The sequence below is a fragment of the Pseudomonas sp. Y3 TE3536 genome (genome assembly GCF_053629175.1).
On the sequence record NZ_JBRJHU010000001.1, the window covers coordinates 5,167,046 to 5,193,276 of the forward strand.

The 26,231-nt window shown below is 63.2% G+C and carries 20 protein-coding genes and 2 pseudogenes; 10 read left to right on the forward strand and 12 right to left on the reverse strand.

Translation table 11 applies throughout. The annotated features are described in order from the left end of the window. Positions 1–206: 206 nt before the first annotated feature. Positions 207–684 (forward strand): annotated as a pseudogene (locus AB7M33_RS23165) (transposase); the annotation flags it as partial. A gap of 271 nt (positions 685–955) precedes the next feature. On the opposite strand, the gene AB7M33_RS23170 reads toward AB7M33_RS23165, so the two are convergent. From AB7M33_RS23170 to araD1, 9 genes and pseudogenes are all read right to left on the reverse strand, one after another. Then, positions 956–1,618 (reverse strand): glycosyltransferase, encoded by a 663-nt coding sequence (locus tag AB7M33_RS23170; protein ID WP_454243719.1) that lies wholly within the window; start codon positions 1,616–1,618, stop codon positions 956–958. Then, entirely contained in the window at positions 1,615–2,214 is a 600-nt protein-coding gene (locus AB7M33_RS23175; protein ID WP_085272833.1) for a class I SAM-dependent methyltransferase, read from the reverse strand. Before AB7M33_RS23175 ends, AB7M33_RS23170 begins: the two co-directional genes overlap by 4 nt. An 11-nt stretch (positions 2,215–2,225) precedes the next feature. Continuing rightward, positions 2,226–2,975: a PIG-L deacetylase family protein gene (locus AB7M33_RS23180; protein ID WP_099429363.1), complete on the reverse strand. Its 750-nt coding sequence runs from the start codon at positions 2,973–2,975 to the stop codon at positions 2,226–2,228. Then, positions 2,972–4,015, reverse strand: a complete 1,044-nt coding sequence (locus AB7M33_RS23185; protein ID WP_027593210.1) for an acyl-CoA dehydrogenase family protein — start codon at positions 4,013–4,015, stop codon at positions 2,972–2,974. The genes AB7M33_RS23180 and AB7M33_RS23185 overlap by 4 nt, the downstream gene beginning before the upstream one ends. Then, the gene (ligD, locus tag AB7M33_RS23190; RefSeq protein WP_454243720.1) at positions 4,015–6,507 is read right to left on the reverse strand and encodes a DNA ligase D; all 2,493 of its coding nucleotides are present in this window, start codon (positions 6,505–6,507) and stop codon (positions 4,015–4,017) included. Before ligD ends, AB7M33_RS23185 begins: the two co-directional genes overlap by 1 nt. Before the next feature lie 113 nt (positions 6,508–6,620). Further along, positions 6,621–8,201, reverse strand: coding sequence for an aldehyde dehydrogenase (NADP(+)) (locus AB7M33_RS23195; RefSeq protein ID WP_454243721.1), 1,581 nt, complete (start codon positions 8,199–8,201; stop codon positions 6,621–6,623). Positions 8,202–8,245: 44 nt separating this feature from the next. Further along, positions 8,246–9,799 carry a UxaA family hydrolase gene (locus AB7M33_RS23200; RefSeq protein ID WP_265967549.1) on the reverse strand — a complete coding sequence of 518 codons (1,554 nt, stop codon included), beginning with the start codon at positions 9,797–9,799 and terminating at the stop codon, positions 8,246–8,248. A gap of 27 nt (positions 9,800–9,826) precedes the next feature. Then, a pseudogene (locus AB7M33_RS23205) lies at positions 9,827–11,177 on the reverse strand (MFS transporter). 64 nt (positions 11,178–11,241) lie between these two features. Continuing rightward, on the reverse strand, positions 11,242–12,240 hold the full coding sequence (gene araD1 / locus AB7M33_RS23210) for an AraD1 family protein (RefSeq protein WP_454243722.1): 999 nt from the start codon (positions 12,238–12,240) through the stop codon (positions 11,242–11,244). A 107-nt stretch (positions 12,241–12,347) separates the two neighbouring features. Between araD1 and AB7M33_RS23215 the strand changes: the two genes are divergently transcribed. Then, positions 12,348–13,265, forward strand: a complete 918-nt coding sequence (locus AB7M33_RS23215; protein WP_099429358.1) for a LysR family transcriptional regulator — start codon at positions 12,348–12,350, stop codon at positions 13,263–13,265. A gap of 53 nt (positions 13,266–13,318) precedes the next feature. Here AB7M33_RS23215 and AB7M33_RS23220 read toward each other — a convergent pair whose 3' ends face one another. After that, on the reverse strand, positions 13,319–14,149 hold the full coding sequence (locus tag AB7M33_RS23220; RefSeq protein WP_027593217.1) for an NAD-dependent epimerase/dehydratase family protein: 831 nt from the start codon (positions 14,147–14,149) through the stop codon (positions 13,319–13,321). An 83-nt stretch (positions 14,150–14,232) separates the two neighbouring features. Next, a complete protein-coding gene (locus AB7M33_RS23225) occupies positions 14,233–14,958 on the reverse strand; it encodes an oligogalacturonate-specific porin KdgM family protein (protein WP_027593218.1) in 726 nt (241 codons plus the stop codon). 360 nt (positions 14,959–15,318) lie between these two features. Here AB7M33_RS23225 and AB7M33_RS23230 point away from each other — a divergent pair, with 360 nt between their 5' ends. From AB7M33_RS23230 to AB7M33_RS23265, 8 genes are all read left to right on the forward strand, one after another. Then, entirely contained in the window at positions 15,319–16,473 is a 1,155-nt protein-coding gene (locus tag AB7M33_RS23230) for a mandelate racemase family protein (protein ID WP_085272840.1), read from the forward strand. A 69-nt stretch (positions 16,474–16,542) separates the two neighbouring features. Then, complete coding sequence (locus tag AB7M33_RS23235) at positions 16,543–18,153, forward strand: ABC transporter substrate-binding protein (protein ID WP_454243723.1); 1,611 nt, start codon at positions 16,543–16,545, stop codon at positions 18,151–18,153. A gap of 66 nt (positions 18,154–18,219) precedes the next feature. Further along, complete coding sequence (locus AB7M33_RS23240) at positions 18,220–19,257, forward strand: ABC transporter permease (protein WP_027593221.1); 1,038 nt, start codon at positions 18,220–18,222, stop codon at positions 19,255–19,257. A 54-nt stretch (positions 19,258–19,311) separates the two neighbouring features. Continuing rightward, a complete protein-coding gene (locus tag AB7M33_RS23245; protein WP_454243724.1) occupies positions 19,312–20,922 on the forward strand; it encodes an ABC transporter substrate-binding protein in 1,611 nt (536 codons plus the stop codon). Positions 20,923–20,984: 62 nt separating this feature from the next. Beyond that, positions 20,985–21,902: an ABC transporter permease gene (locus AB7M33_RS23250; RefSeq protein ID WP_033694009.1), complete on the forward strand. Its 918-nt coding sequence runs from the start codon at positions 20,985–20,987 to the stop codon at positions 21,900–21,902. An 11-nt stretch (positions 21,903–21,913) separates the two neighbouring features. Continuing rightward, complete coding sequence (locus tag AB7M33_RS23255; protein ID WP_099429354.1) at positions 21,914–22,753, forward strand: ABC transporter ATP-binding protein; 840 nt, start codon at positions 21,914–21,916, stop codon at positions 22,751–22,753. Positions 22,754–22,763: 10 nt separating this feature from the next. Further along, the gene (locus AB7M33_RS23260) at positions 22,764–23,537 is read left to right on the forward strand and encodes an ABC transporter ATP-binding protein (RefSeq protein ID WP_027593225.1); all 774 of its coding nucleotides are present in this window, start codon (positions 22,764–22,766) and stop codon (positions 23,535–23,537) included. A 143-nt stretch (positions 23,538–23,680) separates the two neighbouring features. Further along, the gene (locus tag AB7M33_RS23265) at positions 23,681–25,492 is read left to right on the forward strand and encodes a glycosyl hydrolase family 28 protein (protein ID WP_454243725.1); all 1,812 of its coding nucleotides are present in this window, start codon (positions 23,681–23,683) and stop codon (positions 25,490–25,492) included. Here the strand turns inward: AB7M33_RS23265 and AB7M33_RS23270 are convergent. Continuing rightward, entirely contained in the window at positions 25,480–26,223 is a 744-nt protein-coding gene (locus AB7M33_RS23270; RefSeq protein ID WP_099429352.1) for a FadR/GntR family transcriptional regulator, read from the reverse strand. The genes AB7M33_RS23265 and AB7M33_RS23270 overlap by 13 nt on opposite strands. Between the last annotated feature and the right edge of the window lie 8 nt (positions 26,224–26,231).

A 26,231-nucleotide genomic window follows, 5' to 3' on the forward strand; every position in this document is an offset into this window, starting at 1 on the left:
GCTCACTCATCAAGAGTTGTGTATCGACATGGGCCGACCAGCAACCGTTATTACCCTTTCTGAAACCGAAAAAGCGGAGCTGTTATGTCGGTAAAGCTCCGCAAGGGCGCCCAAGATGCACGCCTGCGCGCCGAGATAATCCTTGTCTATGCGGAGGCGAATCAGGCAACGAGGGGATGTCGTGTCACGCTGGCGCCAACGCTATTGATCCGCTGTTTGTCGACAAGGTGCACGACATCGTTAGGTTGTACTTAAACCCGCCCGAGAGAGCGCTTGAGCTGTGCGTCGATGAGAAGAGTCAGATCCAAGCTTTGAACTGAAATTCGCCTCACTGGGTGTGGCAACCGGTGAAGTCATCGGCCGGCTGAAGCGCCAGCATCGATGCACCGAATTCCTCGCTTTCCTGAGGGAAATCGACGCATCAGTCTCTGCTGAGATGCCGATTCACCTGATCATGAACAGCTACGCAACACTCAAAACCGAAAATGCGGCGAGGCGCGCTACAACATCCACTTCACGCCGACTTCGGCGTCATGGATGAATCTGGTTGAGCGGTTTTTCTCAATGCTGAGCGGGAAGTGGATCAAGCGCCTGGCACACGTTAGCGTCAAGGATCTTGAGGCGTCGATCGAGTACTACATGGAAACCTACAACCAAAACCCGAAGCCATTTCGGTGGCATTAAAAGGCTGAGAACATCCTTGCCTCAGTCGCCCGTACGGCTCGGGCACTGGGCCAGTAATTTTCAGTGGTACTTCTGAAACATCACACTAGTTTTGTACGAAAAGTATGGTCATCCATCGTTGTGCGGGCTTGCCCCGCGATCTGCCGCAACGCGGTAGCAAAGCCTGAATTCGCGGCGACTTTGACGCTAGTCGATATCGGGTACAGGAGCGCTTCGCACTCCATCGCGGGGCAAGCCCGCTCCCACAAAAGGATCTCCATAAGCCGGCGATTCAGGAGGGGGCTGCTTCAAGGCCTGCCAGAAAATCCCCAAACCCTTCCCGCGCGCGGCTGTCGCGTCGGCTGCTGGTCGCCACGCTGTGCCGTGCCGTCCAGGAGATCTGCGCACCGTGCGCCTCCAGGTCGCGCACCAGTTGTACGTCTTCATGCGCCGGCAACGGCTGGAACCCCCCGATACGCAAATACGCCTGCGCACTGACCCCAAGGTTGGCGCCGTGGATATGCCGGTGCCCCTCTCGAGCCTGGTAATGGCTCAGGTACAACCGGCGCAACGCGGCTTTCTGCCAGGGCTGCCAGCGCTCCACATGCACGGTGCCACAGACCACGTCCGCACCACACGCCAGTTGCGACAGCAACCAATGCGGCGGCACCTGGCTGTCGGCATCGGTACAGGCCAGCCAGCTGGCGCCCTGTTCGATCATCTGTGCCGCGCCGGCACTGCGCGCCATGCCAACATTGCCTGCGTGCACTTCCAGTGTCTGCACCTGGTGCCGCCTGGCAACCGCCGCACTACCATCGCTGCAGCGGTCCAGCACCACCAGTATTTCGACCCGATAGCCCGCCAACTCAGCCTGGTCTGCAGCCGCCCGCACGGACTTGAGGCAACGACCCAGGCGGCGCGCTTCGTTGTGCGCGGGTATGACCACGGCAATCATGGGCAGGTCTCGTCAAGGTCGACCACGCTGGGCTGGCAGGACCAGTATTCGAGCAGAAAGTCCGCTTCTTCATGGCGATAGACGGGGTACAGCGGCAGATGCTTGCCCAGCATGCGATGCACTTCACGCCCGTCCTGGGGGCAGCCCGCGATCGGGTGTTTCCAGTGGCAGGCCAGCAGGCCGCCGTCGTCGCTGAGGCTGGCGGCTGACTGTTCGATCACTTGCAACCAATCGGTGGGATCAAGGTAGTAACCCAGCTCACTCAGCACGATCAGGTCAAAGCGCCCACCGGGCCAATCACCCGGAAGCCTGCCGAGTTCGACCGAGGCGTGGCTGACCCCGGCCAAGCGTTCCCGCGCGAGGCCTACGGCAGTTGGGTTCAAGTCCTGGCACAACAAGTCTGCACACCGCTCGGCCAGCAAGGCACTCAGCTCGCCATTGGCGCACGCAGGCTCGAACACGCGCTCATAGCATTGGCGGGGCAGGCTGGCCATGACCAGCTCGCGTTTGCGCTTTTCGTACCAGCGGGTGCGAAAGGCCCAAGGGTCTTCGCTGCTGGCGTACAGGTCGGCGAAATACTGTGCGTCGAGGCTCATGACAACTCCCTTTACAAGAACACCAATTCGAAAGGCTGTAGCAGGCACTCCTGCAAGTTCGCTGGCAGCACGGGCGGTTGGCCTTCATCTGGCTCGAGTTGGCTGGTGTGCGCGGCCAAGGCCTTGCGCTTGCGGGCCAGGCGGGTTTCATCCAGCTGCACGCGATGAGCCCGTGGCCAGGGCAGGCGAGGGTCATCAGGTTGCGCCCAGTGCCAGGCCCAGACCGGCACCTCCACCAGTTGCACCTTGCGCGCCATTGCCGCTTGCGCGGCGGCCCTGCCCACTGCCTCGTGGTCGCAGTGGCCGTCGTTGCGCCAGGTCGCCATCAGCACGTCGTCAGGCTTGAGCAACTGGCTCAGGTGGTTGACTAGAAAGGCCTCGTCCCGCGGCAGCGCGCCGTCCTTCAGGTGCAGCCTGCGCCAGTCCAGCCGGTTGAGGTCAAGTTCGAGCTGTTGCAGGGCGTGGCGGCTCTCCAGCGGCCGCTGCCTGCGCAAGCGGTGCTCGGTCCAGTGGCTGGAGCCTGGGTGGCTGCCTTCGCCATCGGTAGCAGAGACCAACACCAGGTCGTCCTCGCGCCCATGAAAGCCTGCCAGCAAACCACCCGCCATGAGAATTTCGTCATCCGGGTGCGGGGCGATCAGTACAAGCCGGCGGCCAGGCGGGCACAGTTGCTCTGGGTCGATCCAGGTGGCCCTGGCCAGGTGCGCGGCGTGCTGCCAGGCCGACCAGGGGGTACCGCTACTCGACTCGATCAAATTCATAGTTGCCAGGCTCCTGCCGGCAGGGTAGCCAGCTGCTGTCCGAGGGCGGCCAGGTCACGCTCGGCGTGGCTCTGGCGCAGGAATACCGGCAAGTCGGCACTCAACCGGGCAAAGTGGCTGCTGCGGCAAAACGGCGAGGCGCCCAAGGCGCGCCCCACGTGATGGATCACGTGCTCGACGGCCTGCTCGACCTGTGCGCGGGTACGCCGCACTTCGAAACAGGCGTCTGCGCCCGGCTGGCGGTCGATCCAGCCCGCACACTCGCGCAACGCCGCCCTGGCTCCGCACAAGGCGGCGTCCACAGCCCCCAAGTGCGCGTCGGCGTGCGGGTCTGGCCGCGGGTTGCGACAGTGTTCGCGCAGGTAGTCCGCCAGGGCCTCGGCGCCGCCGTACCAGCACGCCGCGATACCCCCGCCACCGTGCCAAAAGCCGGGTCTGGAGAGGTACTGCCCGGGCCGGCCGATGGCGATACCAGGCGTATGGTTGAACTCGACCTCGACGCTCGCGGTAATGGCCATGCCGACCGCCTGCCACTGTTCGATACGCAAGCCTTGGCTGGGGTGGGACAGCTCTATGGCCACCAGCTGCGGTTGGTCGTCTTCGCCCCATGCCGTGATCAGTGCGCGGTCAATTTGCAAGGCGCCCGAGCACCACGCCTTGCGGCCCGAAAGCCGCACCTGCTCGCCCTGGCGCTCGACGATACGTGCGCGGGCATCTGGCGGTTCCGCCGCCCATACACCCCAAATGCCATCCTGCGCATGGTGCGCGGCGCCACATTCGGCCAGGATCGCCAAGGCATCGGTATGGCCTTCGTAGAGCTTGGCCAAGGCCATGTCACAGCCAGCAATGCGGGCCAGGCTCTGCCAGCGGCGCAGCGTGTTGCCCTGGCCGGGCAGGGGCAGCAGGTCAAGGTGGTCGGCCTGCAGCGCCTGCATCAGCGCTGGCAGTTGGGTATCGAGGTTCAGCGCCTGCGGCCTTTCGGTGAAGGTGCGCAACAGGCGGTCGAGGGTGTTCAAATCAAAGTCCTGAATGATGCTCATCAGCCCAGCCCTAGCTGTTTGCGCATGCGCGCAGTGATCGATTGACGGGTCTTGCCCATGTCGGCCCAGGGGTCGTCCACCTCGGCCAGGCGCTCGTGCAGGTTGCCGATGTGCCATTGATTGGCACCCTTGAGCCCGGCCAGCTCTTCACGCCAGATCGGCACGGACACCGGCAGGCCCTCCCGCGCACGCAAGGAGTAGGCACAGGCGGTGGTGGCGCCTTTGCCATTGCGCAGATAGTCGATGAAAATCCGCCCGACCCGGTTTTTCGGCCCCGACACGGCGCTGAGGCGATCGGGGAACAGGTTGGCCAGGTAGTCGACGATCGCATGGCTGAAGTCCTTCACCTCGTCCCAGCCCGCTTTTCGGGTCAGCGGCACGACAATGTGAATGCCCTTGCCACCACTGGTCTTCAGAAACACCTTCAGGCCAAGTTCGTCGAGCAGGGTCAAGGTCAGCTGCGTGGCCTCCAGCATGGCCTTCCAGGGCAGCGCCGGGTCCGGGTCCAGGTCGAGCACGAAGCGGTCCGGTTTGTCGAAGTCCTTGTCGGTGGCGTTCCAGGTGTGCAGTTCGAGCATGTTCATCTGCACCGCGCCCAGCAGGGTATCGGCGCGGTTGATGACCATGGCAGCCTGGCCGGCCTGTTTTTTGTCGTAGCTGACCACGTTGGGGATGTGCAGTTGGCCAGCGTTTTTCTGGAAGAACAACTCGCCACCGAGGCCATCGGGCGCGCGTACCAGCGCCACAGGGCGGTTTTTAAGCTGGGGCAGGATCCATTGGCTCACCTGCGCATAGTATTCGGCGACTTGGCGTTTGGTGGTGGCGCGGGTGGCGTCGATGACGCGGTCAGGGTGAGTCAGGCGCAGTTCGCCCAACGCCTCGGGCTTGTGCTGAGCCTTGGTTTTAACCACGGACTTGCCAGGCATGGCGTGCTCCAGGTCGATCGCGGTCGCGGGTTTGTCATCACGCAGGCCGTGGAACACCGCATGGCGCACCACGCCGTCTCGGGTCATCTGTGCGTAGGCGACTTCGGCCAGCAACGTCGGCTTGAGCCAGTGCACGCCCCGGGCTTCGGCGCCAGTCGGCGGCTTGCTCAGCATCGGCTTGGGGGTTTCCAACGGTTTGAGTCGCGCATGAATGGTTTCCAGGGTGGCAGCACTGAACCCTGTACCGACTTTGCCGGCATAGCGCAGCGCGCCGCTGTCGTCGTGCACGGCCAGCAGCAAGGCGCCAAAAGCGCTGCGGCTGCCCTTGGGGTCGGTGTAGCCGACAATCACGAACTCCTGGCGTTGCTGGCACTTGAGCTTGACCCAGTCGGCGCTGCGGCGCCCGGTGTAAGGGCTGTCGGCGCGTTTGCCGATCAGGCCTTCCAGGTTCATGCGGCAGGCGCTGTCGAGCAGGGAGTCGACCGGCTGATCGAAACCTTCGGAAAACCTCAGCCACTGCGAGTCGGCCTGTTCAAGCAATTGCTGCAGGGTTTTGCGCCGCGCTTGCAGCGGTAACTGGCGTAGGTCCTCGCCGCCCAGGAAGGGCAGGTCGAATAAGTAGTAGAGAATGTGCTGATCGTCCTCGGCATCGAACGCGTTCTGCAGGGCCTGGAAGTCGGCCACACCGTGTTCGTCATTGACCACCATTTCGCCGTCCAACCAGGCCGAGTCGAGGCCCAGCGTGCGCAGTGCATCTCGCTGATGGGGCAGCTTGGCGGTCCAGTCGTGGCCATTGCGGGTAAAAAGACGCACGTCATCGCCGTCGATGCGCGCGAGAATCCGGTAGCCATCGAACTTGACCTCGTACAACCAGTCGCCGGCGGGTGGCGAGTCGACCAGCGTCGCCAGTTGCGGTTGCAACGTGTCGGGTAACGGGGCCTTCTGTGCGCCTGCCTTGCGTTTGCGGGTACGCGGCGCCGCTTTTTCGGCAGGCTTGCTACGCCTGGGGACCAGGGTGCGCTCGCTGAGCACGCTGTCGGGCTGGGCCTCGACGATGCTGTAATCGGCCTCGCTACGGGCTTCGCCATCGTGCGACTTGACCAGCATCCATTGCTCTTTCTTGCCCGCCAGGTGGGTGCGGAACAGGTTCCAGACGCCGTTGAGCTTCTCGCCTTGCAGGCGAAAGCGCAGCTTGCCCTTGGCGTAGGCCTGCTGCGCATCACCTTCAGGCTCCCAGATGCCACGGTCCCAGACGATCACATCGCCCGCGCCGTAATGGCCTTCGGGGATATTGCCCTCGAAATCGGCGTAGTCCAGCGGGTGATCTTCGACGTGCACGGCCAAACGCCGCACCTTCGGGTCCAGCGACGGGCCCTTGGGGATGGCCCAGCTCTTGAGCGTGCCGTCGAGTTCCAGGCGGAAGTCGTAGTGCAGGTGGCTGGCGTCGTGCTTCTGGATGCAGAACTGCAGGGCATGAGGCTTCCGGCCCCGGCCACGTTTACCACTCGGCTCGGGCGAGGCATTGAAGTCACGCTTGCGCTGGTATTCCTGCAGGGGCTTTGCCATGGCGGGGTCCTGAAGAATCGCGGGGGCTCTTCAGGTGGGAGAGGGTGCGGTGAGGGGAGTTCAAAATTTCCCCCCGTCGAGCGCCTGACGGCTCGACGGGGGCACAAGGCCCTCTAGCAGCTTGAGCGGCTACCCTCACCATCAATCAAGCGCCAGATACCCAGTGGATTGGCGTTCTGCAACGCAGGGGGCAGCATCGCATCAGGGTAGTTCTGGAAGCACACTGGCCGCAGGAAGCGATCGATCGCCAGCGACCCCACCGAGGTGCCGCGGGCGTCCGAGGTGGCAGGGTATGGGCCGCCGTGGACCATCGCATCGCACACCTCGACGCCGGTGGGGTAGCCGTTGAACAACACGCGGCCCACCTTTTCCTGGAGCAATTCACTCAACCAGCTGAAGCCTGTCAGTTCTGCTGCTTCGCCAATGACCGTGGCGGTCAGTTGCCCGCGCAGGGCTTGCACGGCGGCGCTGAGTTGCGCCTGATCTTCAACTTCAATGACCAGGGTCGTGGGCCCGAACACTTCTTCCTGCAGCAGCGGGTCGCCGTTCAGCAGCAGGCTGACATCGGCCTTGTACAGTTGCGGCTGCGCCTGCCGCTCGCCTTGCTCGGCGCCGGCCAGGTGGGTGATGCCGGGGTGCGCGTGCAAGTGTTGTAGGCCCTGGCGGTAGCTGGCCAGGGTGCCGGCGTTGAGCATGGTCTGGGCGCCTTGCTCGGCCATATGTGCTTGCAGGTGCTCGACAAAATGGCTGAATGCAGCAGAGCGCATGCCCAGCACCAAGCCTGGGTTGGTGCAGAACTGGCCACAGCCCAGGGTCACGGACGCGGCGAGCTCGCGGGCCAGTGCAGCGCCTCGCTGAGCCAGCGCTTCAGGCAGCAGGATCACCGGGTTGATGCTGGACATCTCGGCAAACACCGGGATCGGTTGTGCCCGCTCCGCAGCCATGCGCATCAGCGCGTTACCGCCCTTGAGCGAGCCGGTGAAACCGACGGCCTGGATGGCCGGGTGCTTGACCAGCCACTCGCCGACGCCCGCACCGTAGACCATGTTGAAGACGCCCGCCGGCATGCCACTGCGCGTCGCAGCGCGCAAGATGGCATCCGCTACACCTTCAGCGGTGGCCATGTGGCCGCTGTGCGCCTTGAACACCACCGGGCAGCCGGCGGCCAGGGCCGATGCGGTATCGCCGCCTGCGGTCGAGAACGCCAGCGGGAAGTTGCTGGCCCCGAACACGGCAACCGGGCCCACCCCGATACGGTACTGGCGTATGTCCGGGCGCGGCAGCGGCTGGCGCTGCGCCTGCGCGCGGTCAATGCGGGCGCCGTAAAAATCACCCCGGCGCAGCACCGTGGCGAACAGGCGCATCTGGCCGCTGGTGCGGGCACGTTCCCCCTGGATTCGGCCGGCGGGCAGGGCCGTTTCCCGGCATACCGTGGCGATGAAGGCGTCACCCAGTGCATCGAGTTCGTCGGCAATCGCCTCCAGAAACACTGCACGTTGCTCGGCCGGCAGGTTGCGGTAGGCCGGGAAGGCCGCGGCAGCAGCCGTTGCGGCCACATCCACTTCAGCTTCGGTGGCTTGGCTGAATGCGCCGGGCAGCGCTTCGCCAGTGCTGGCATCTAGGCTCTTGAGCAGCGTATTGCCTTGCGCCGAGCGCTGGCCGCCGATGTAATTGTGACCAAGGATCTGGGTCATGAGGGCTCCGATAAACGTTGAGGCAGGTACATCAAGGCAAGCAGTCAGGTAATGGCGCCGATCTGCCACGGCACGAACTCGTTCTGCCCGTAGCCATGCTGTTCGCTCTTGCTGCGCTCCCCCGATGCGATGCGCAGCATCATCTGGTAGATGTGCTCGCCGCGCTCTTCGATGGTCATGCTGCCGTCGGCAATGCCGCCGCAGTTGACGTCCATGTCGTCTTCCTGTGTTTCCCACAGGCGCGTGTTGGTCGCCAGCTTGATGGACGGCGAGGGCGCACAGCCGTAGGCGGAACCGCGGCCGGTGGTGAAAGCGATCAAGTTGGCCCCCCCGGCGACTTGGCCAGTGGCCGAAATCGGGTCATAACCGGGGGTGTCCATGAACACCAGGCCATGGGCGCGCACCGGCTCTGCGTATTCGTACACATCCACCAGGTCACTGGAGCCGGCCTTGGCGACCGCACCCAGTGATTTTTCCAGGATGGTGGTCAAGCCACCGGCCTTGTTGCCGGCCGAAGGGTTGTTGTTCAGCTCGGCGCCCATGCGCTGGCAATAGGCTTCCCACCACTGGATGCGGGCGATCAGCTTTTCACCAACCTGCTGGCTTACGGCGCGGCGCGTCAGCAAGTGCTCGGCACCGTAGATTTCGGGGGTTTCCGACAGGATCGCGGTACCGCCTGCGGCTACCAGCCGGTCCACGGCATTGCCCAGCGCAGGGTTGGCGGTGATGCCCGAGTAGCCGTCCGAGCCCCCGCATTGAAGGCCCACGGTAAGGTGGCGCACGCTGACTGGCTGGCGCTCGACCTGGTTGGCTTCGGCGAGCAACGCCTTGACCTGGGCAATGCCGCTGGCGATGGTCTTGCTGGTGCCACCGGTGCCTTGGATGGTGAAGGTGCGCAGGGTGTGACTGCTTTCCAACCCTTGGGCGGCGAGCAGCTCAGGGATCTGGTTGGTTTCGCAACCCAGGCCGATTAGCAGCACCGAGGCGAAGTTGGCATGCACGGCATAGCCGCCCAAGGTCCGGCGCAGCATGGCCAAAGCCTCGCCAGAGGGGTCGACGGCGCAACCGACGCCGTGGGTCAGGGCCACCACGCCGTCGACGTTCGGGTACGGCGCCAACGCTTCGGGGTGAATGTCACGGCGAAAATGGTCGGCGATTGCCCGGGCCACGGTGGCCGAGCAGTTCACCGAAGTGAGGATGCCGACATAGTTGCGCGTGGCGACCCGGCCATCGGCCCGGACGATCCCCCTGAAGGTGTCGTCGTTGGGCGCCTGCGCGCCACGGGCATCGACGCCAAAGGCGTAGTCACGGGCAAAGTCACCCATTGCCAGGTTATGCACGTGCACATGCTCGCCTGCGGTGATGGCCTGGCTGGCGAAGCCGATGATCTGCCCGTAGCGGCGCAGCGGCTGGCCGGCCGCAATGTCGCGCGCCGCCACCTTGTGCCCGGCAGGGATTGGCTGGCGAACGGTGATGCCTTCGTCCAGCAGCAACCCTTCGGGCAGGGCCTGGCGGGCGATCAGCACGTCGTCGAGCGGGTTGAGACGGATCACGGCGTGGGCAGCGCGTTCACTGCCTGTTGTTGTAATGAGTTGCATGACAGTTACCTCAATAGGGCGCGTGGCTCAGGCCAGCCCGCGCTCGCGATAGTCGATCAGGCCAGAGAACAGCATCAGGCCGAAGGCCATGACCACGAAGAAGATCAGGGCCAAGAAGTACGAACCGGTGAACTGCACGATCAGGCCGATCAGGATCGGTACCAGCACGCCGACCATGTTGCCGCAGAAGTTCATGCTGCCGCCCAGAACGCCGGCTTTGGATTTACCGCCGAGAATGGCCGGCAGGCACCAGTACATGCCGCACCAGCGGATGAAGAACAGCGCCACGCACAGCAGGGCGATCACCCGTGCAGCATCGGGGGTGTAGGCCACCAGCAGGATGCACAGCGCGGCGACGGCAGCGGAGCCTGCGAACATGCTGCGCATGACCGTGTTCGGCTGGCCGCCATTGGCTTTCCACTTGTCCGAGATCCAGCCGCCCACCAGCTCGCCGACAAAACCGCACATGAAGATCAGGAAGGTCGCGCCACCCATGGCCTTGATGTCCAGGTTGTGGGCTTGGTGCAGGTAGCTTGGCATCCAGGTCAGCAGGCCATAGAACACGCTGTTGTAGCAGGCGTAGCCGGCGAACATGCACAGCACCGAGCGGCTTTTCAGCAGCTCTTTGAGTACCGCCTTGCGGTTGCCGTTGGCCTGGGCCGCGGCGTCGTTGGCTTGGGTGATTGGCCTGGGCCGCGGCGTCGTTGGCTTGGGTGATGTAGGCCAGTTCGGCGGCGTTGACCTGCGGGTGTTCGCTGGGGTGGTTGCGGATGTACCACCAGGCCCAGATGCCTGCAGCCACGGTGCCGACACCGGCGATGATGAAGGCGATGCGCCAGGAGTCGAACCAGGTGATCAGCCCGGCGATGATGATCGCGCCAAACGCTGTGCCCAGCGGCGCGCCGCCGTCGACCAGGGTGGCGCCGCGGCCACGCTCGTTGGGGGTCAACCAAGCGCCGTTGAGTTTGGCACCCGCCGGCATGATCGGCGACTCGGCCACGCCCAGGCCAATGCGGGTGACCAGCAGGGTGATCCAATTGTGGGCAAAGCCGCCCAGCGCCTGGAAGGCGCCCCAGCCGATGGTGGCGACACCAATGATGTTGCGCACCTGGAAGCGGTCGAGCAGCACACCGGCCGGGATCTGCATCAGGGCATAGGACCAGAAGAACGCGCTGAGGATCAACCCTTCAAGTGCTGGGGTGAGTTCGAACTCGGCAGAAATCAAGGGCAGGGCCACCGACAGCGACGCCCGGTCGATGTAGTTGATCGCTGCCAGCAACAGCAGGATCAGGAAGATCCGCCAGCGCACGGTGGTCGGCTTGGCGGTGTCTGTGCTGGCCGTGGCGGTTGTGGCCGCCGGGTAAGGGGTGTGTTTCATGCTCATCTCACTGTTGTGATTGTTATGAAATGCCGCGGCGGCGCGGCCCTGCGCCGCCGTCGGTTCAGAGCGTCTTCACCTCGCCAGGTGAGATGGCCGAAGGCGTCCCGGCAATGCCATTGCACAAAGGGGCGCCGAAATCAGGCAGGCTGATCTCGAACACATCGCCCTCGGCGGGCTTGATCTGGTCGGCGAACGACAAGGTCGCCGTGCCGAAGAAGTGCACGTGCACATCGCCTGGGCGCAGGAACTGGGCGTACTTGAAGTGGTGATACTCCAGGTTGTCCAGCGAGTGGCACATGTTGTCCTCACCGCTGAGGAAGGCCTTTTCCCAGATCACCTGGTCGCCGCGACGAATCCGGCTGATGCCATCGAGGTGGCGCGGCAGCTCACCGACCCGCAGTTCAGGGCCAAAGGCGCAACTGCGCAATTTGGAGTGAGCCAGGTACAGGTAGTTGCGTCGTTCCATCACATGGTCGGAAAACTCGTTACCGATGGCAAAACCCAGGCGGTAGGGCTGGCCATCATCGCCGATCACATACAGGCCGGCCAGCTCGGGCTCTTCACCGGCATCTTCGGCAAAGGCCGGGCGCTGCAAGGCCTGGCCAGGGCGGACCACAATGGAGCCGTCGCCCTTGTAGAACCACTCCGGTTGTACGCCCGCGACGCCCGGTGCCGGGCGGCCGCCTTCGATGCCCCACTGGAAGATCCGCGCGGTGTCGGTCAACGCCGCCGCATCGTCGATTTTTTGCTGGTGCATCTTGTCGCGGGTGGCAGCACTGCCCAGGTGGGTCAGGCCGGTGCCGCTGATCAGGCAATGGGCTGGGTCTTCGTGGTCCAGCGGGGGCAGTACGCGGCAGTCGCTGAGGGCCTGGCTGTAACTGTGTTGCGTACTGTCCAGGCCGCGTTCGAGCACTTCGGCGGCCAGGCTGGTGTGGTTGCGGATCGCGGCCAAGGCCAGCTCACGCATGGAGTGGGTATCACGCACGACCTGGATCAGGTCGCCTTCGACCACGCCGACGTGGCGTTGGCCGGGTGCGGTTTCAAATTGGATCAGGCGCATGCGGGTTCCTGTGTTGTTCTTGTTGAAGATGCAGGTCACTTTAATTTTCCCCGCCGTTGCTGCCTAATGAGACCTGCTGACCCCGTGATAACTTTAAGTGATCCCCTATGCTGCCACCCCTGAGTTCCATGGCCTCGCGCCTTCGCCTGCGCCAGTTGCGGTTATTGATCAGCCTGGATGAGCTGGGCTCGATTCACAAAGCGGCCGAGGCCATGTCGATCACCCAACCGGGGGCGACAAAAGCCCTCAACGAGATTGAATCGACCCTGGGCGCGGTGCTGTTCGAGCGCACCAGCAAGGGCCTCGAGGCCAATGACCTGGGCCGATGCGTGCTGCGCTACGCGCGCCTGATCAGTAACGACCTGGCACACCTGCGTGAAGAGATGCTGGGTATTCTGCAGGGCCATGGGGGTCGTTTGTCGGTCGGCACGATCATGGGGGCGGTGCCGATATTGGTGGAGGGGTTGGCGCGCTTGCGTGAAAGCCAGCCGGACCTGTCGGTGTCTGTAGTTGAGGACACCAGCGACCGCCTGCTCAACCTGCTCGACCAGGGCCGCCTGGACGTGGTGATCTGCCGGACCAGTGTCAGCCCGCGGCCCGCCGCCTACGACAGTGTGCCGAAACACCAGGAGCAATTGGTGCTGGTGGCCAACCCTGCACACGCCCTGGCCGGCAGCGAGACTTTGAACCTTGCGCAGTTGGCCAGTTCACGCTGGGTGGTATTCCCAGTCAACATGCCCATGCGCTTGACGTTGGAGCGCGAATTCCGCGAAGCGGGCCTGAGCTTTCCGCAATACCCGATTGAAACGTCCTCGACCTTCACCACGTTGTCGATGCTGCTGCAGGACCCGGGCTTGCTCGCTGTGATGCCGTGGGATGTGGCCAAGGTCGCACTGGACCATGGCATGCTGGTGCGCCTGCCGCTGCAGCTGAAGTCGCGCAGCGAGCCGTACGAAGTGGTCACGCGCAAGGGCGTGGAATTGAGCCGGCCTGCGCAGATGCTGGTGAGCATTCTGATGGCATGAGCCCGCTGCACCGCTCGGGTGCAAGGGGCTTTAAAGGGTGGCAGAGCGCGGGGTCAGTCGCCGAATGGGCCGGCGACGGTGAAGGCGCCACCTTGCAGATGCGCGCTGGCATCGTCAGTAGCAGGTTTTGGCTGTTGCTCGAGTTTTGCGCGAAAGCGCTCCGAGCTGTCCTGCGGATTGAAGCCCAAGTGCGCCGCGTAGCGGTTGTCCCACCACAGCTCGCGGTTGGCCGACACGCCATACACCACGGTGTGGCCAACGTTCTCAGCGAGCAAGGCCCGTTCTACCAGGTGCGAAAGGTCTGCGTAGCTCAGCCAGGTCGAGAGCATGCGCATGTTGCGCGGTTCTGGGAATGACGAGCCGATGCGCAGGCTCACGGTCTCGATGCCGTAACGGTGGAAATAGAAGGTGGCGAGGTCTTCGCCATACGATTTCGACAACCCGTAATAACAGTCTGGGCGACGCACAGACTGCGCATCCACCTGCTCGTCTTGCGGATAAAACCCAGTGACGTGGTTGGAGCTGGCGAACACCACCCGTGGGATCCCGTGCTTGCGTGCGGCTTCATAGATATGAAATGTGCCGCGGATATTGGCGTCGAGAATCTCTTCAAACGCACGCTCCGTGGAAATCCCACCCAAGTGGACGATGGCATCCACGCCTTGGGCAAGCGCCAGTACACCGGCCTTGTCCGCAAGGTTGCAACTGATCACTTCTTCATGTGCGCCCGCTGCGGGCGCCATCGCACTGATATCGGAAGCCCGTACGACGTTGGCGTGCGCCTGCAGGGCTTCGCGCAGGATCTGCCCGAGACCGCCGGCGGCGCCGGTCAGCAGCAGGCGGTTGAACGGTTTGCCCAGGGTGGGCGAGGAGGGTGTGGTCATGGCGAGCGCCTTGGCGTGAGGGGTGGTTGGGGGTAGTTGGGCGACAATGCCGGGCCACCTGGCAGGCACCCGGCTGCGCGGCATTACATGAAGTTGTACTGGATGCCCAGGCGCCAGCGGGCCTGGCGGTCGTCGGTATAGGCGTTGACCTTGATGTCACCCACTTCCATGAACGGCGCCCACTGCTTGTTGAGCTTGTACTTGACGATCAGGTTCTGCTCGTAGTCGCTCTTCTTGTTGTCGTAGCGGATGTAGTCGGTGTCGAAATAAATGTACTGGTACTCGAAGGCCCACGGCCCTTTCGGGGTGTAGCCGAGCCAGCCTTCGAGCCGAGTGGTGTTCTGGTTGTCCTTGGCGCGGTCTGCCTTGGAGTGGTCGATCTGGTCGCGGTCGAGGTTGCGCGCGTCGTGCCGCACACGGGTGGCGACGTACCAGGTGTCGCTGATCTTGTAGTTGTACTTCAAACCGAACTTGTAGGTGGTGGCGTCCTTGGAACTGTCCATCTGGAACGCGGGGGTGAGGGTCGACTTGGGACTCAGCTTGTAGTTGTAGTCCACGGTGAACTCATGGCCGTTGTTGACCATGTTGTCGTACGCCACGTCCTCGCGGTCGCCGGCGGTCTTGTACTTGATCTCGGCGGCGAAGCCCAGGCCAGTGTCCATCCGGTAGTTCAGCTTGATGCGGTCGGAATGGATGCTGTCGTCTTCGGTGTAGCCGTGGCGGTAGTTGATGCTGGCCGAGTCTGCGCAGGCATAAAACGACAGGCCGAGTGTACTGACAGCAATGAGATTGCGGAGTGTGGTGTTCATTCGATCTTCTTTTCTTGTTTTTGTTGAGGTCGTTTTGAAGCGGGTGGTCACGATCGGATGCGGTAAGGGGCAGGGCGCCGCGATCAGATGCGGCAAAGTTATCGTACAACATTTCGGTTGTCTACGATTTCTTCAGTGGTTGTCGGATGACCTTTCGGATCGCCTTTGAAATGCCTGATATAGAGGCTTTAGTGCAACCATTGGAATGCGATCGGCATCCCAAAAGAGGTAAAAAAGCAGACGTCAAAGCCATTTTTGAAAGTTTTTAAGGGGTGCTTTTCAAAAGTTGTATGATGACGTAGGATGACCTCCAGAGCGTGACTCACCCGCCACAAATCCAATAAGAAGGCTCAGACGTCCATGATCATCACTGCTGTAAACGTCCAGGTTTTTTCCTACCCCACGCGCCGTGCTGTCGACAGCGCCGGCCATGCCCACCCCGGTGACGTAACCCAGGCCAAGATGGCGCTGCTGCGCATCACCACCGAATGCGGTAACGAAGGCTATGCACTGGGTGCCCCTGAACTGATCCGCCCCTACGTGCTCGACGGTTTCGTGCGCAAGGTGCTGGTCGGCGCAAACGCCTTCGACCGCGAGAAGATCTGGCACGACCTCGCCCACTGGCAGCGCGGCAGTGCCAGCCAGTTGACCGATCGCGCCCTGGCGTTGGTCGAGCAGGCCTTGTGGGACTGGGCCGGGCGCAAGCTCAATGTGCCGGTGCACAAGTTGATTGGTGGCTACCGCGACAAGGTGCCTGCGTACGGCTCGACCATGTGTGGCGATGAGCTGGAAGGTGGCCTGTCGACCCCTGAGGAATACGGGCGCTTTGCCGAAACACTGGTCAAGCGCGGCTATAAAGCGATCAAGCTGCACACCTGGATGCCGCCTGTGTCGTTCGCGCCCAGCGTGAGCATGGATATCAAGGCCTGCGCCGCGGTGCGCGAGGCAGTCGGCCCGGACATCGCCCTGATGATCGACGGCTACCACTGGTATAGCCGCACCGACGCCCTGACCATCGGCCGTGCCCTGGAAAAGCTCGACTTCGCCTGGTTCGAAGAGCCGATGATGGAAGACTCCGCCGAATCCTATGCCTGGCTGTCCAGCCAGTTGGACATCCCGGTACTGGGCCCGGAAAGCCTGGGTGGCAAGCACCTGAGCCGGGCCAGCTGGGTCAAGAACGATGTGTGTGACATCCTGCGTGCCGGGGTTGCCGGGGTCGGTGGCATCGCCCCATGCCTGAAGGTGGCGCACATGGCCGAGTCATTTGGCATGGATTGCGAGATCCACGGCAACGGCGCAGCCAACCTGGCCGTGGTCGGGGCGATCAAGAACTGCACCTGGTACGAGCGCGGCCTGCTGCACCCGTTCCTCGACTACGACGAAGTACCGGCCTACCTCAAGCGCCTGGTCGACCCGATGGACAAGGACGGCTTCGTGCACCTGTCGGACCTGCCGGGCCTGGGTGAAGAGATCGATTTCGACTACGTCGAGACCCACACGCTGCAACGCTTCTGATTCGTGCATGGCGGCACGCGCCCTCGCGTGCCGCCCGAGAGTCCAATAACTATAAAAAGGCAATCTCACATGAGCGTTCTCCCCACATTCTGGGCAGGGGTCCTTGCTGCATCGCTGGCAATGACCTCGGTACCTGCTGCTTTCGCCAAGACGCCGGCCGACCAGTTGATCGTCGGCATGAGCATGATCAACCTGTTGTCCCTCGACCCAGCCGGTGCCACCGGGCTGGACGTTTCCGAGGTCAACGCCAACCTGTACGACATGCTGCTGGTGCAGGACGCGCAGCAACCGGACCAACTGGTGCCGGCGCTGGCGCAAAGCTGGCAGGTCAGCGATGACCGCAAGACCCTCACCTTCAAGTTGCGCGAAGGCGTGAAGTTCCAGTCCGGCAACGCGTTCAGCGCCGAGGACGTCGCCTGGTCACTGCAGCGCATCCTCAAGCTCAACCTGGCCCTGGCCTCGACCTGGAAGGCCTACGGCTTCACGGCGGGCAACGTCGCCCAGTACATGCGCGCCAGCGATGAACACACCTTTGTCCTCGAACTGCCTCGGCCGACCGACCCGCTGTTGGTGCTGAACACCCTGGCGACCTCGCCCAGCGCGTTCATCCTCGACCGCAAGGTCGTCCAGCAGCACCAGAAGGGCGACGACATGGGCGCCGCCTGGCTGACCACCCATGCCGCTGGCAGCGGCCCGTTCATCCTCAACGACTGGCGTGCCAACGACGTGATCCTGATGAGCCGTTTCGAGGGCTATTGGGGTGGCCCGGCCAAGCTCAAGCGCATCGTCATGCGCAACATGACCGAATCGCAGTCGTTGCGGCTGATGGTGGAACGCGGCGACCTTGACCTGGCCAAGGGCATGTCCGCCCCGGACATCGAAGCGCTGGAGAAGTCCGACAAGGTGCGCACCGAGACCGTGCAGCGCGGCACGCTCTACTACGTGGCGCTGAGCGTCAAACAAAAACCCTACGACGACGCCCGCGTGCGCAAGGCCGTGCGTTCGCTGATCGACTATCAGGGCATCAACCAGACCGTCATGCCGCATTACGGCCAGCTCAATCAGCGCCCGCTGCCACTGGGCCTGCCGGCACGCCTGGACGACCCTGGCTATAGCCTGAACGTGGCCGAAGCGAAAAAACTGCTGGCAGAAGCCGGTTACCCCAATGGTTTCAAGACCACCATCCGCGTGCTCACCGAACCCCCGTTCATCAACATTGCCTCCAGCCTGCAGGCCACCCTGGCCCAGGCCGGCATCCAGGCCACCATCGTCACCGGCACCGGCAACCAGATCTACGGCGCCATGCGCGAACGCAGCTTCGACATCCTGGTGGGCCGCGGCGGCGGCGGTGCAGAGCGGCATCCGCATTCCAGCTTGCGCACCCTGGTGTACAACCCGGACAACCGTGACGAAGCCAAGCTGAGCAACTTCCAGGGCTGGCGCACGTCGTTCTACAGCCCTGAGTTGAACACCCTCATCGAGCAGGCCGAAGTGGAACCGGACAAGGCGCGGCAGTTGGCCCAGTACCAGCAGATCCAGACGTCCCTGGACGCCCAGGTGGGCGCGATTCTGCCGGTGTCGCAGATGACCGACACCGTGGTGCTGTACCACGACGTGCAGAACTATCAGGCCCACAGCGCGGCCACCACCCGTTACAAAGACGTCTACAAGTCGCGATGAGCGGGACGGGGGCGCCCGCGCCCCTTACGCCTCGGTGTTTGCTGAACGCTTTTTCAGGAGCCTGTTATGTTGCTTTCGACTGCCTCTGTGCTGGGCACGCGCGTGTCTGCCACTGCCCGACGCGCCAGCACGGTCCTGGTGACCTTGCTCGGCCTGTTGGCGCTGACGTTTTTCATTGGTCGGGTGATGCCGCTGGACCCGGTGCTGGCCGTGGTCGGGCCGGACGCCGACAGCTCCACCTATGATCAGGTCTACCAGGCGATGGGCCTGGACAAGCCGATCTGGACCCAGTTCGGGCTGTACCTCAACGATTTGCTGCACGGTGATTTCGGCAATGCGCTGCTCACCGGCCACCCGGTGCTGGAGGACATCAAGCGGGTGTTCCCGGCGACCATCGAGCTGGCCACGCTGGCGATCCTGTTCGGCATCCTCATCGGCCTGCCGCTGGGTGTGGTTGCCGCCAGCAACCAGGGCAAGCTGGGTGACCATGTGGCCCGGGTGATCACTTTGTTCGGTTACTCCACGCCGATTTTCTGGGTGGGCATGATGGGCCTGCTGGTGTTCTACGCCTGGCTCGGCTGGGCGGGCGGGGCAGGGCGTATCGACCTCGCCTACGACGGCATGGTCCCGGACGTGACCGGCCTGCTGCTGATCGACACCGCCCTGGCGCGTGACTGGGAGGCGTTCAGCAGTGCCTTGCGCCACATCATCTTGCCGGGGCTGATCCTGGGCTTGAACTCGGTGGCCTATATCAGCCGCATGACGCGCAGCTTCATGCTCGAGCAGTTGTCGCAGGAATACATCATCACGGCGCGGGTCAAGGGCCTGTCGCGGCGCCAGGTGGTGTGGGGCCATGCGTTTCGCAACATCCTCGTGCAACTGCTGACCGTGGTGGCGCTGGCCTACGGCTCGCTGCTCGAAGGCGCGGTGCTGATCGAGACGGTGTTCGCCTGGCCGGGCTTTGGCCAATACCTCACCAGCAGCCTGATGCTCGGTGACATGAACGCAGTGATGGGCTGCGTGCTGGTGATCGGCCTGATCTTCGTCGCCCTCAACCTGATCAGCGATGCCCTGTACAAGGTGTTCGACCCAAGGACCCGCTAAGCCCCCAGGGGCTGCGTGAACACATTGCATAACTATAAAAAGAAGGACGCCCACATGAAGACTGCACTTCCCCCGCTGCACATGAGCCTGCTGGGTGCAATCCTGGCCCTGGCGCCGATGGCCGCCGTGCAGGCCAAGACCCCTGCCGACCAGTTGATCATCGGCATGAGCATGGTCAACCTGTTTTCCATCGACCCGGCCAATGCGCCGGGCCTGGATGCCTCCGGGGTCAACGCCAACCTGTACGACACCTTGGTCAAGCGCGACCAGGGCAACCCGGAAAAACACCTGCCACAGCTGGCCGAACGCTGGGACATCAGCGAAGACGGCAAGCAGATCACCTTCCATTTGCGCAACGACGTCAAATTCCATTCCGGCAACCCGCTGACCGCCGAGGACGTGGCCTGGTCGCTGTACCGGGTGATGAAGCTCAACTTCGGCCTGGCCACCACCTGGAAGGCCTACGGCTACAACGTCGACAACATCCAGGCGCTGATCCGCGCCACCGATGCACAGACCCTGGTGGTCGACTTGCCACAACCGACCGACCCGCTGCTGCTGATCGACTCGCTGGCGACCTCGCCCAGTGCGGTCATCGTCGACCGCCTAGAAGTGCTGAAGCACGAAAAAAACGGCGACCTCGGCGCCGCCTGGCTGGTCACCCATGAAGCGGGTAGCGGCCCGTTCACGCTGGCCAAGTGGAGTGCCAACGATGCGTTGGTGATGAACCGTTTTGACGGCTACTGGGCTGGCCCGGCGAAAATGAAGCGGGTGCTGGTGCGGCACATGACCGAGTCGCAATCGCTGCGCCTGATGCTCGAACGCGGTGACCTGGACCTCGCTTACGGCATGGCCGCACCGGATATCAAAGCCGTCGAGCGCTCTGACCAGTTGCAGGTGCAGCCCCTGCAGCGCGGCACCATGTACTACGTGGCGATGAGCATGAAGCAGCCCGAGTTCGCCAACCCGAAGGTGCGCGAAGCCGTACGTTACCTGATCGACTACAAAGGCATCGACGAACAGGTCATGCCGCATTACGGCATGCTCAACCAGCAGCCGATGCAACTGGGCCTGGACGCGCGCCTGCCAGACCCTGGCTACCGGCTCGACGTGGCCAAAGCCAAGGCGTTGCTGAGCGAAGCCGGCTACCCGCAAGGCTTCAGCACCACCCTGCGGACGCTGTCCGAACCGCCCTTCATCGACATTGCCGCGCGCATGCAATCGACCTTGGCCGAAGGCGGCATCAAGGCCAGCATTGTCACCGGCACCGGCAACCAGGTGTACGGCGCCATGCGTGCGCGCAACTTCGAAATGATCGTGGCCCGTGGGGCCGAACGCTACCCGCACCCGTACTTCAGCCTGCGCACCTTCGTCTACAACCCCGACAACAGCGATGCCGCCGGGCTGCCCAACTTCCAGGGCTGGCGCGCGTCGTTCTTCGACCAACAGCTGAATGCGCTGATCGACCAGGCTGGGGTCGAGCGTGACGCCGGCAAGCGCCTGAACCTGTACCACCAGGCACAGCAGCGTTACGACCAACAGGTCGGCCCGATCATGATGATCTCGCAGATGACCGACACCGCCGTCAGTGCAGTGGACGTCAAGGGCTTCACCGGCGATGACGCCGAGGCGACCCGTTACCTGGGCGTCTACAAGCAACGCTGAACACTGCCGAGGGCGTCTGCGGGCGCCCCAGGTGGCCATGATTTCACATCGAGAACATGCCGATGATTGCCAACCTGTCTTCTACCGTTTCAAGCGACAAGCCGCAGGCCGACAACACACCCGCTTCAAGTGTCGATGCACTGTACAAAAGCAGCCTGCGGGTGCTGCGCCACCTGCTGCGCAACCCGATGACCCTGGCTGGCCTGCTGGTGGCCTTGCTGCTGGTGGTGGTCGCCGCCTTCGCGCCGTGGATCGCCACCCATGACCCGGTCGTGCAAAACCTCGCCAACGCCCTGCAGGCGCCCGGTGCCGCGCACTGGTTCGGCACCGACGAGTACGGCCGCGACATCTTCAGCCGGCTGGTGTATGGCTCACGTATCACCCTTTACATCATTACCCTGGTGACCGTGATCGTCGGCCCGATCGGGTTGTTCATCGGCACGGTGTCGGGGTATTTCGGTGGCGTCGTCGACACCGTGTTCATGCGTATCACCGATATTTTCATCTCGTTCCCAAGCCTGGTGCTGGCGCTGGCGTTCATCGCCGCGCTCGGCCCTGGCCTGGAGCATGCCGTGGTCGCCATCGCGCTGACCTCATGGCCGCCGATCGCTCGCCTGGCGCGGGCCGAAACGCTGTCGCTGCGCAAGGCTGACTTCGTCGTTGCGGTCGAGCTGCAGGGCGCGTCGTCGACGCGGATCATCCTGCGCCACATCGTGCCGATGTGCCTGTCGTCGGTGATCATCCGCCTGACCATGAACATGGCCGGCATCATCCTCACCGCGGCTGCATTGGGCTTTCTTGGCCTGGGCGCGCAGGCGCCGTTGCCGGAGTGGGGCGCGATGATCTCCACCGGCCGACGCTACATGCTCGAATGCTGGTGGCTGGTGGCCGTACCGGGGGCCGCGATCATGCTGGTGAGCCTGGCGTTCAACCTGTTGGGCGATGGCCTGCGGGACATTCTCGACCCGCGTAGCGAGTAACTGGAGGCTTTATGTCGACGCTCAAACTCACTGTCGATTCGCTCAATGTGCGCTTCGTCAATGGCAAGAAAGAAATGCACGCGGTACGCGATGTGTCGTTCACCTTGGGCCGCGAGAAGCTCGCCATTGTCGGCGAGTCCGGTTCGGGCAAGTCCACCGTCGGGCGCAGCTTGCTCAAGCTGCACCCCAATAGCACGCAGATCACTGCCAAGGCCCTGCAGTTCGGCGATGTCGACTTGCTCAGTGCCAGCGAAAAGGCCATGCAGAAGATTCGCGGCCAGCGCATTTCGATGATCATGCAAGACCCCAAGTATTCGCTCAACCCGGTGGTCAAGGTGGGCGATCAGATTGCCGAAGCCTACCTGGCGCACCACAAGGCCAGCCGCAGCGAGGCCCGCGAGCGGGTCTTGCTGATGCTGGAAAAGGTCCACATCCGTGACCCCAAGCGGGTCTACAACCTTTACCCGCATGAAGTCAGCGGCGGCATGGGCCAGCGCATCATGATCGCCATGATGGTCATCACCAACCCGGAGGTGATCATCGCGGATGAACCGACCTCGGCGCTGGATGTGTCGGTACGCCAGCAGGTGCTCAATGTGCTCGAAGAACTGGTGGTGGAACAGCAGATGGGGCTGATTTTCGTCAGCCACGACCTCAACCTGGTTCGCAATTACTGCGACCGAGTGCTGGTGATGTATGCCGGGCGGGTGGTCGAGTCGCTGGCCGCCTGCGACCTGCAATATGCCGAACACCCCTATACCCGTGGCCTGCTGGCGGCCCTGCCGAGCATGGACAACCGCCGCCCACGCCTGCCGGTCCTGCAACGCGACCCGCTGTGGCTCACCTGCTGAGGGAACTGACATGAGCATGATCCAAGCACAATCGCTGAACCTGAGTTTTGGTGTGGGCGCCGCCTGCAACCAGGTGCTGCACGATGTCGACCTGACGGTCGAAGACGGCGAGTCGTTCGGCCTGGTAGGCGAGTCGGGCTCGGGCAAGACCACGGTCTTGCGCTGCCTGGCAGGGCAGTACCGGCACTGGAGCGGGGCGCTGAGCATTGCCGGCGTCCCGCTGCAGCACAAGTTGCCCAAGGAGCACTTTCGCAAGGTGCAGATGGTGTTCCAGGACCCTTACGGTTCGCTGCACCCGCGGCACACCATCGACACCGCGTTGCGCGAGCCATTGACTATTCATGGCCTGGGCGAGCGCGATGACCGCATCAACGACATCCTGGTCAAGGTCGGCTTGAACGACAGCTTCCGTTACCGCTACCCGCACCAGCTGTCAGGCGGGCAACGCCAGCGCGTGGCGATCGCCCGGGCGCTGATTCTCGAACCCCGGGTGTTGCTGTTGGACGAGCCGACGTCGGCGCTCGATGTATCGGTGCAGGCAGAGATTCTCAACCTGCTGGCGGACCTGCGTCAGCGCGAGAAACTCACCTACCTGATGGTGACCCACGACCTGGGTGTGGTCAGCCATTTGTGCGACAAGGTCGCGGTGATGCAACAGGGGCGGATTGTCGAGCGCCTGGACAGCCAAGCCTTGAGCCAGGACCTGGCCAGCCACGACTACACCCGCATGCTGGTGCAGGCCAGCCGCGATTTCAGTGCTGAATCAGTACGTAACGTCAGCTGACACACGCTTTGTGTAGGAGCAGCCTTGCGCTGCGAAGAGGCCGGTATTACCCACCGTTTTTCTTGGGCTGGGATGGCCTCTTCGCAGCACAAGGCTGCTCCTACAACGACTGTGCATAGCGCTATAACAAGGAAGATAACCCCATGCCGCATGCAAACACCGCGACCACCCGATCACTGCTGACTGTCCTGGCACTCGGCTTCAGTTCACCCCTTTGGGCACTCGAAGCGCCGAGCAAAGTCCTGGTGCCGACGCTGGCCTACGACGACCAGCAGATAATCCTGGTCTGGGAGAAACCCGCCGACCTTGCCGACATCGCCGATTACCACGTCTACGCCAATGGCAAGCTGCTCGGTGGCAGCAACGCCAACAACGGGCACGTGTCCCCGGCCAAACCCTATATCGACCGCTTCTACGAGCAGGACACGCGCAATTTCCACCACCGTATCGCCATCCACAGCTACACCGCAGTTGGCCTGGCGCCCGACACCGAATACCGCTTCACCGTGCGTTCGGTGGACCACGCCGGCAAGGAATCGGCCGACAGCCCGGTAATCGTCCAACGTACCACCGCCGTGCCGGCACTGTTCAACGTGCGCCACTATGGCGCCAAGGGCGACGGCCAGACCCTCGATACCGCCGCCATCCAGAAGGCCATCGACGCCTGTACCGTCGGCTGCAAAGTGCTGCTGCCAGCAGGTACCTACAAAAGCGGCGCGCTGTACCTCAAAAGCAACATGACCCTGGAAATCGCCGAGGGCGCGACCCTGCTCGGGTCCGAGCGCGCCGAAGACTACCCCCGCGATGGCTATATCCAGTACCCGTACTCCACCACCGTACGCCCGGCCTCGCTGATCAACGCCTTGCCGCGTGACCCGCGTGCGCACCAGGCATTCGAGAACATACGCATCGTCGGCAAGGGGGTCATTGATGGCAATGGCTGGAAGCGCAACGCCGACATCGTCGATGAACGTGGCCAACCGCTGCCGTTCTACCTGCCCAGCGACAACACCCGCTACCTGCAGGACGGCGTGCTGGCCAAAGCCCAGGTCGCTCGCGCCGTGGCCGAAGGCATGAACGTCAAGGACGCCTATGGCCAAATGCGCTCGTCGCTGGTCACCTTGCGCAACGTCAAGAACGTGTTCTATGGCGGCTTCACGGTCCTCAACCCGGCTTATCACGGCATCATGAACCTGGAGACCGAGAACGTGGTGCTGGCCAACACCACGCACAAGACCTACGACGCCAACAACGGCGATGGCATCGAATTCGCCAACAGCCGCGGCGCACTGGTGTTCAACAACTTCTTCGACACCGGCGATGACTGCGTCAACTTCGCAGCCGGCACCGGCGCCGATGCGGTCAAGCAAAAGCCCCAGGAAGACGCGTGGATCTTCAACAACTATTTCCGCAAGGGCCACGGCATGGTCGTGGCTGGCAGCCACACGGGGGCGTGGATCCAGAACATCCTGGCCGAAGATAACGTGTCTGACGGCACCGATACCGGCTTACGCATGAAGAGCACCAACTTCATGGGCGGTGGCGCGCGTAATGTGGTGTTCCGCGATTCGGCGATGCGCAATACGGTCAAGCAGGCGTTCATCTTCACCCTCGACTACAACGACCCGAACGCCAAGCTGGACTACAAGAAGTCGACCATCGCCGGCCAGTTCCGCGATGTGCGGGTTAGCAATGTAACGGTCGAGAATGCCCAACTGGCGGCGATCGAGGTCAAGGGCGACAGCCTGCACGGCGCTTACCACCAAGGCCTGTCCTTCGAGCGGGTGCGTTTCAGCGGGCCGGCCAAGGCCAAGATCGATGGTTTGAAGGGCTCACGGTTCGACACGGTCCACTTCAGCGGAACCGGCAGTGCCAACCCGTGGCAGGTCAGTGCCAGCGACGGGTTGGTCTTCGAGGATGTGCAACCGGCGCCTGAAGCGGCTCACTCGCTGTAGACAGCCTGGTGTTTCTGCGCCTCGCGCAGGCGCATGCGGCTATTGCTCAAATGCAGGAACATGGCCGCACGCGCTGCATCGACCTGCTTGCTGACGATGGCGTCGAAGATTTGCTGGTGTTCGGCGTTGATCCCCGCCAGGTAGGTGCTGCGGTTGCTCTGCCCGGTATAGGCGGAGTTCATCCGGGTGCGCGGGATCAGCTTGGTGCCCAAGTGTTTCATGATGTCGATGAGGTACGGGTTGCCGGCCGCTTTGGCGATCTTCAGGTGGAACTGGAAGTCGGCGTTGGTGGTGCTACCGGACTTTTCCGGGCCTTGCAGCAACGCGTGCAGTGCTTGTTCCAGCTCGTCGATGGCCTGTGGCGTGGCCCGTTCGGCGGCCATGCCTGCAGCCTGGACTTCCAGGCTTAGGCGGAACTCCAGCAGGTCGAGGACGTCGGACAACAGCACAATGGTGGCGGGCCCGACGTTGAAGCCTTCGGGGGCCGGCATGTCGAGGACGAAGGTGCCGACGCCATGCTGGGTCTCGACCAGGCCTGCCGCCTGCATGCGCGACAAGGCGTCACGCACTACCGAGCGACTGACGCTTTCGGCGGCCATGATCTGCGTTTCGGTAGGCAGTTTGTCGCCGCGTTTGAGGGTGCCATCACGCATGCGTTGGGCAAAGCGTTCGACCAACGATTCGGCCAGGCGGCGAGGTTTGATTCGGGCAATAGCCGTGAGGTCAGACATCATCGTGC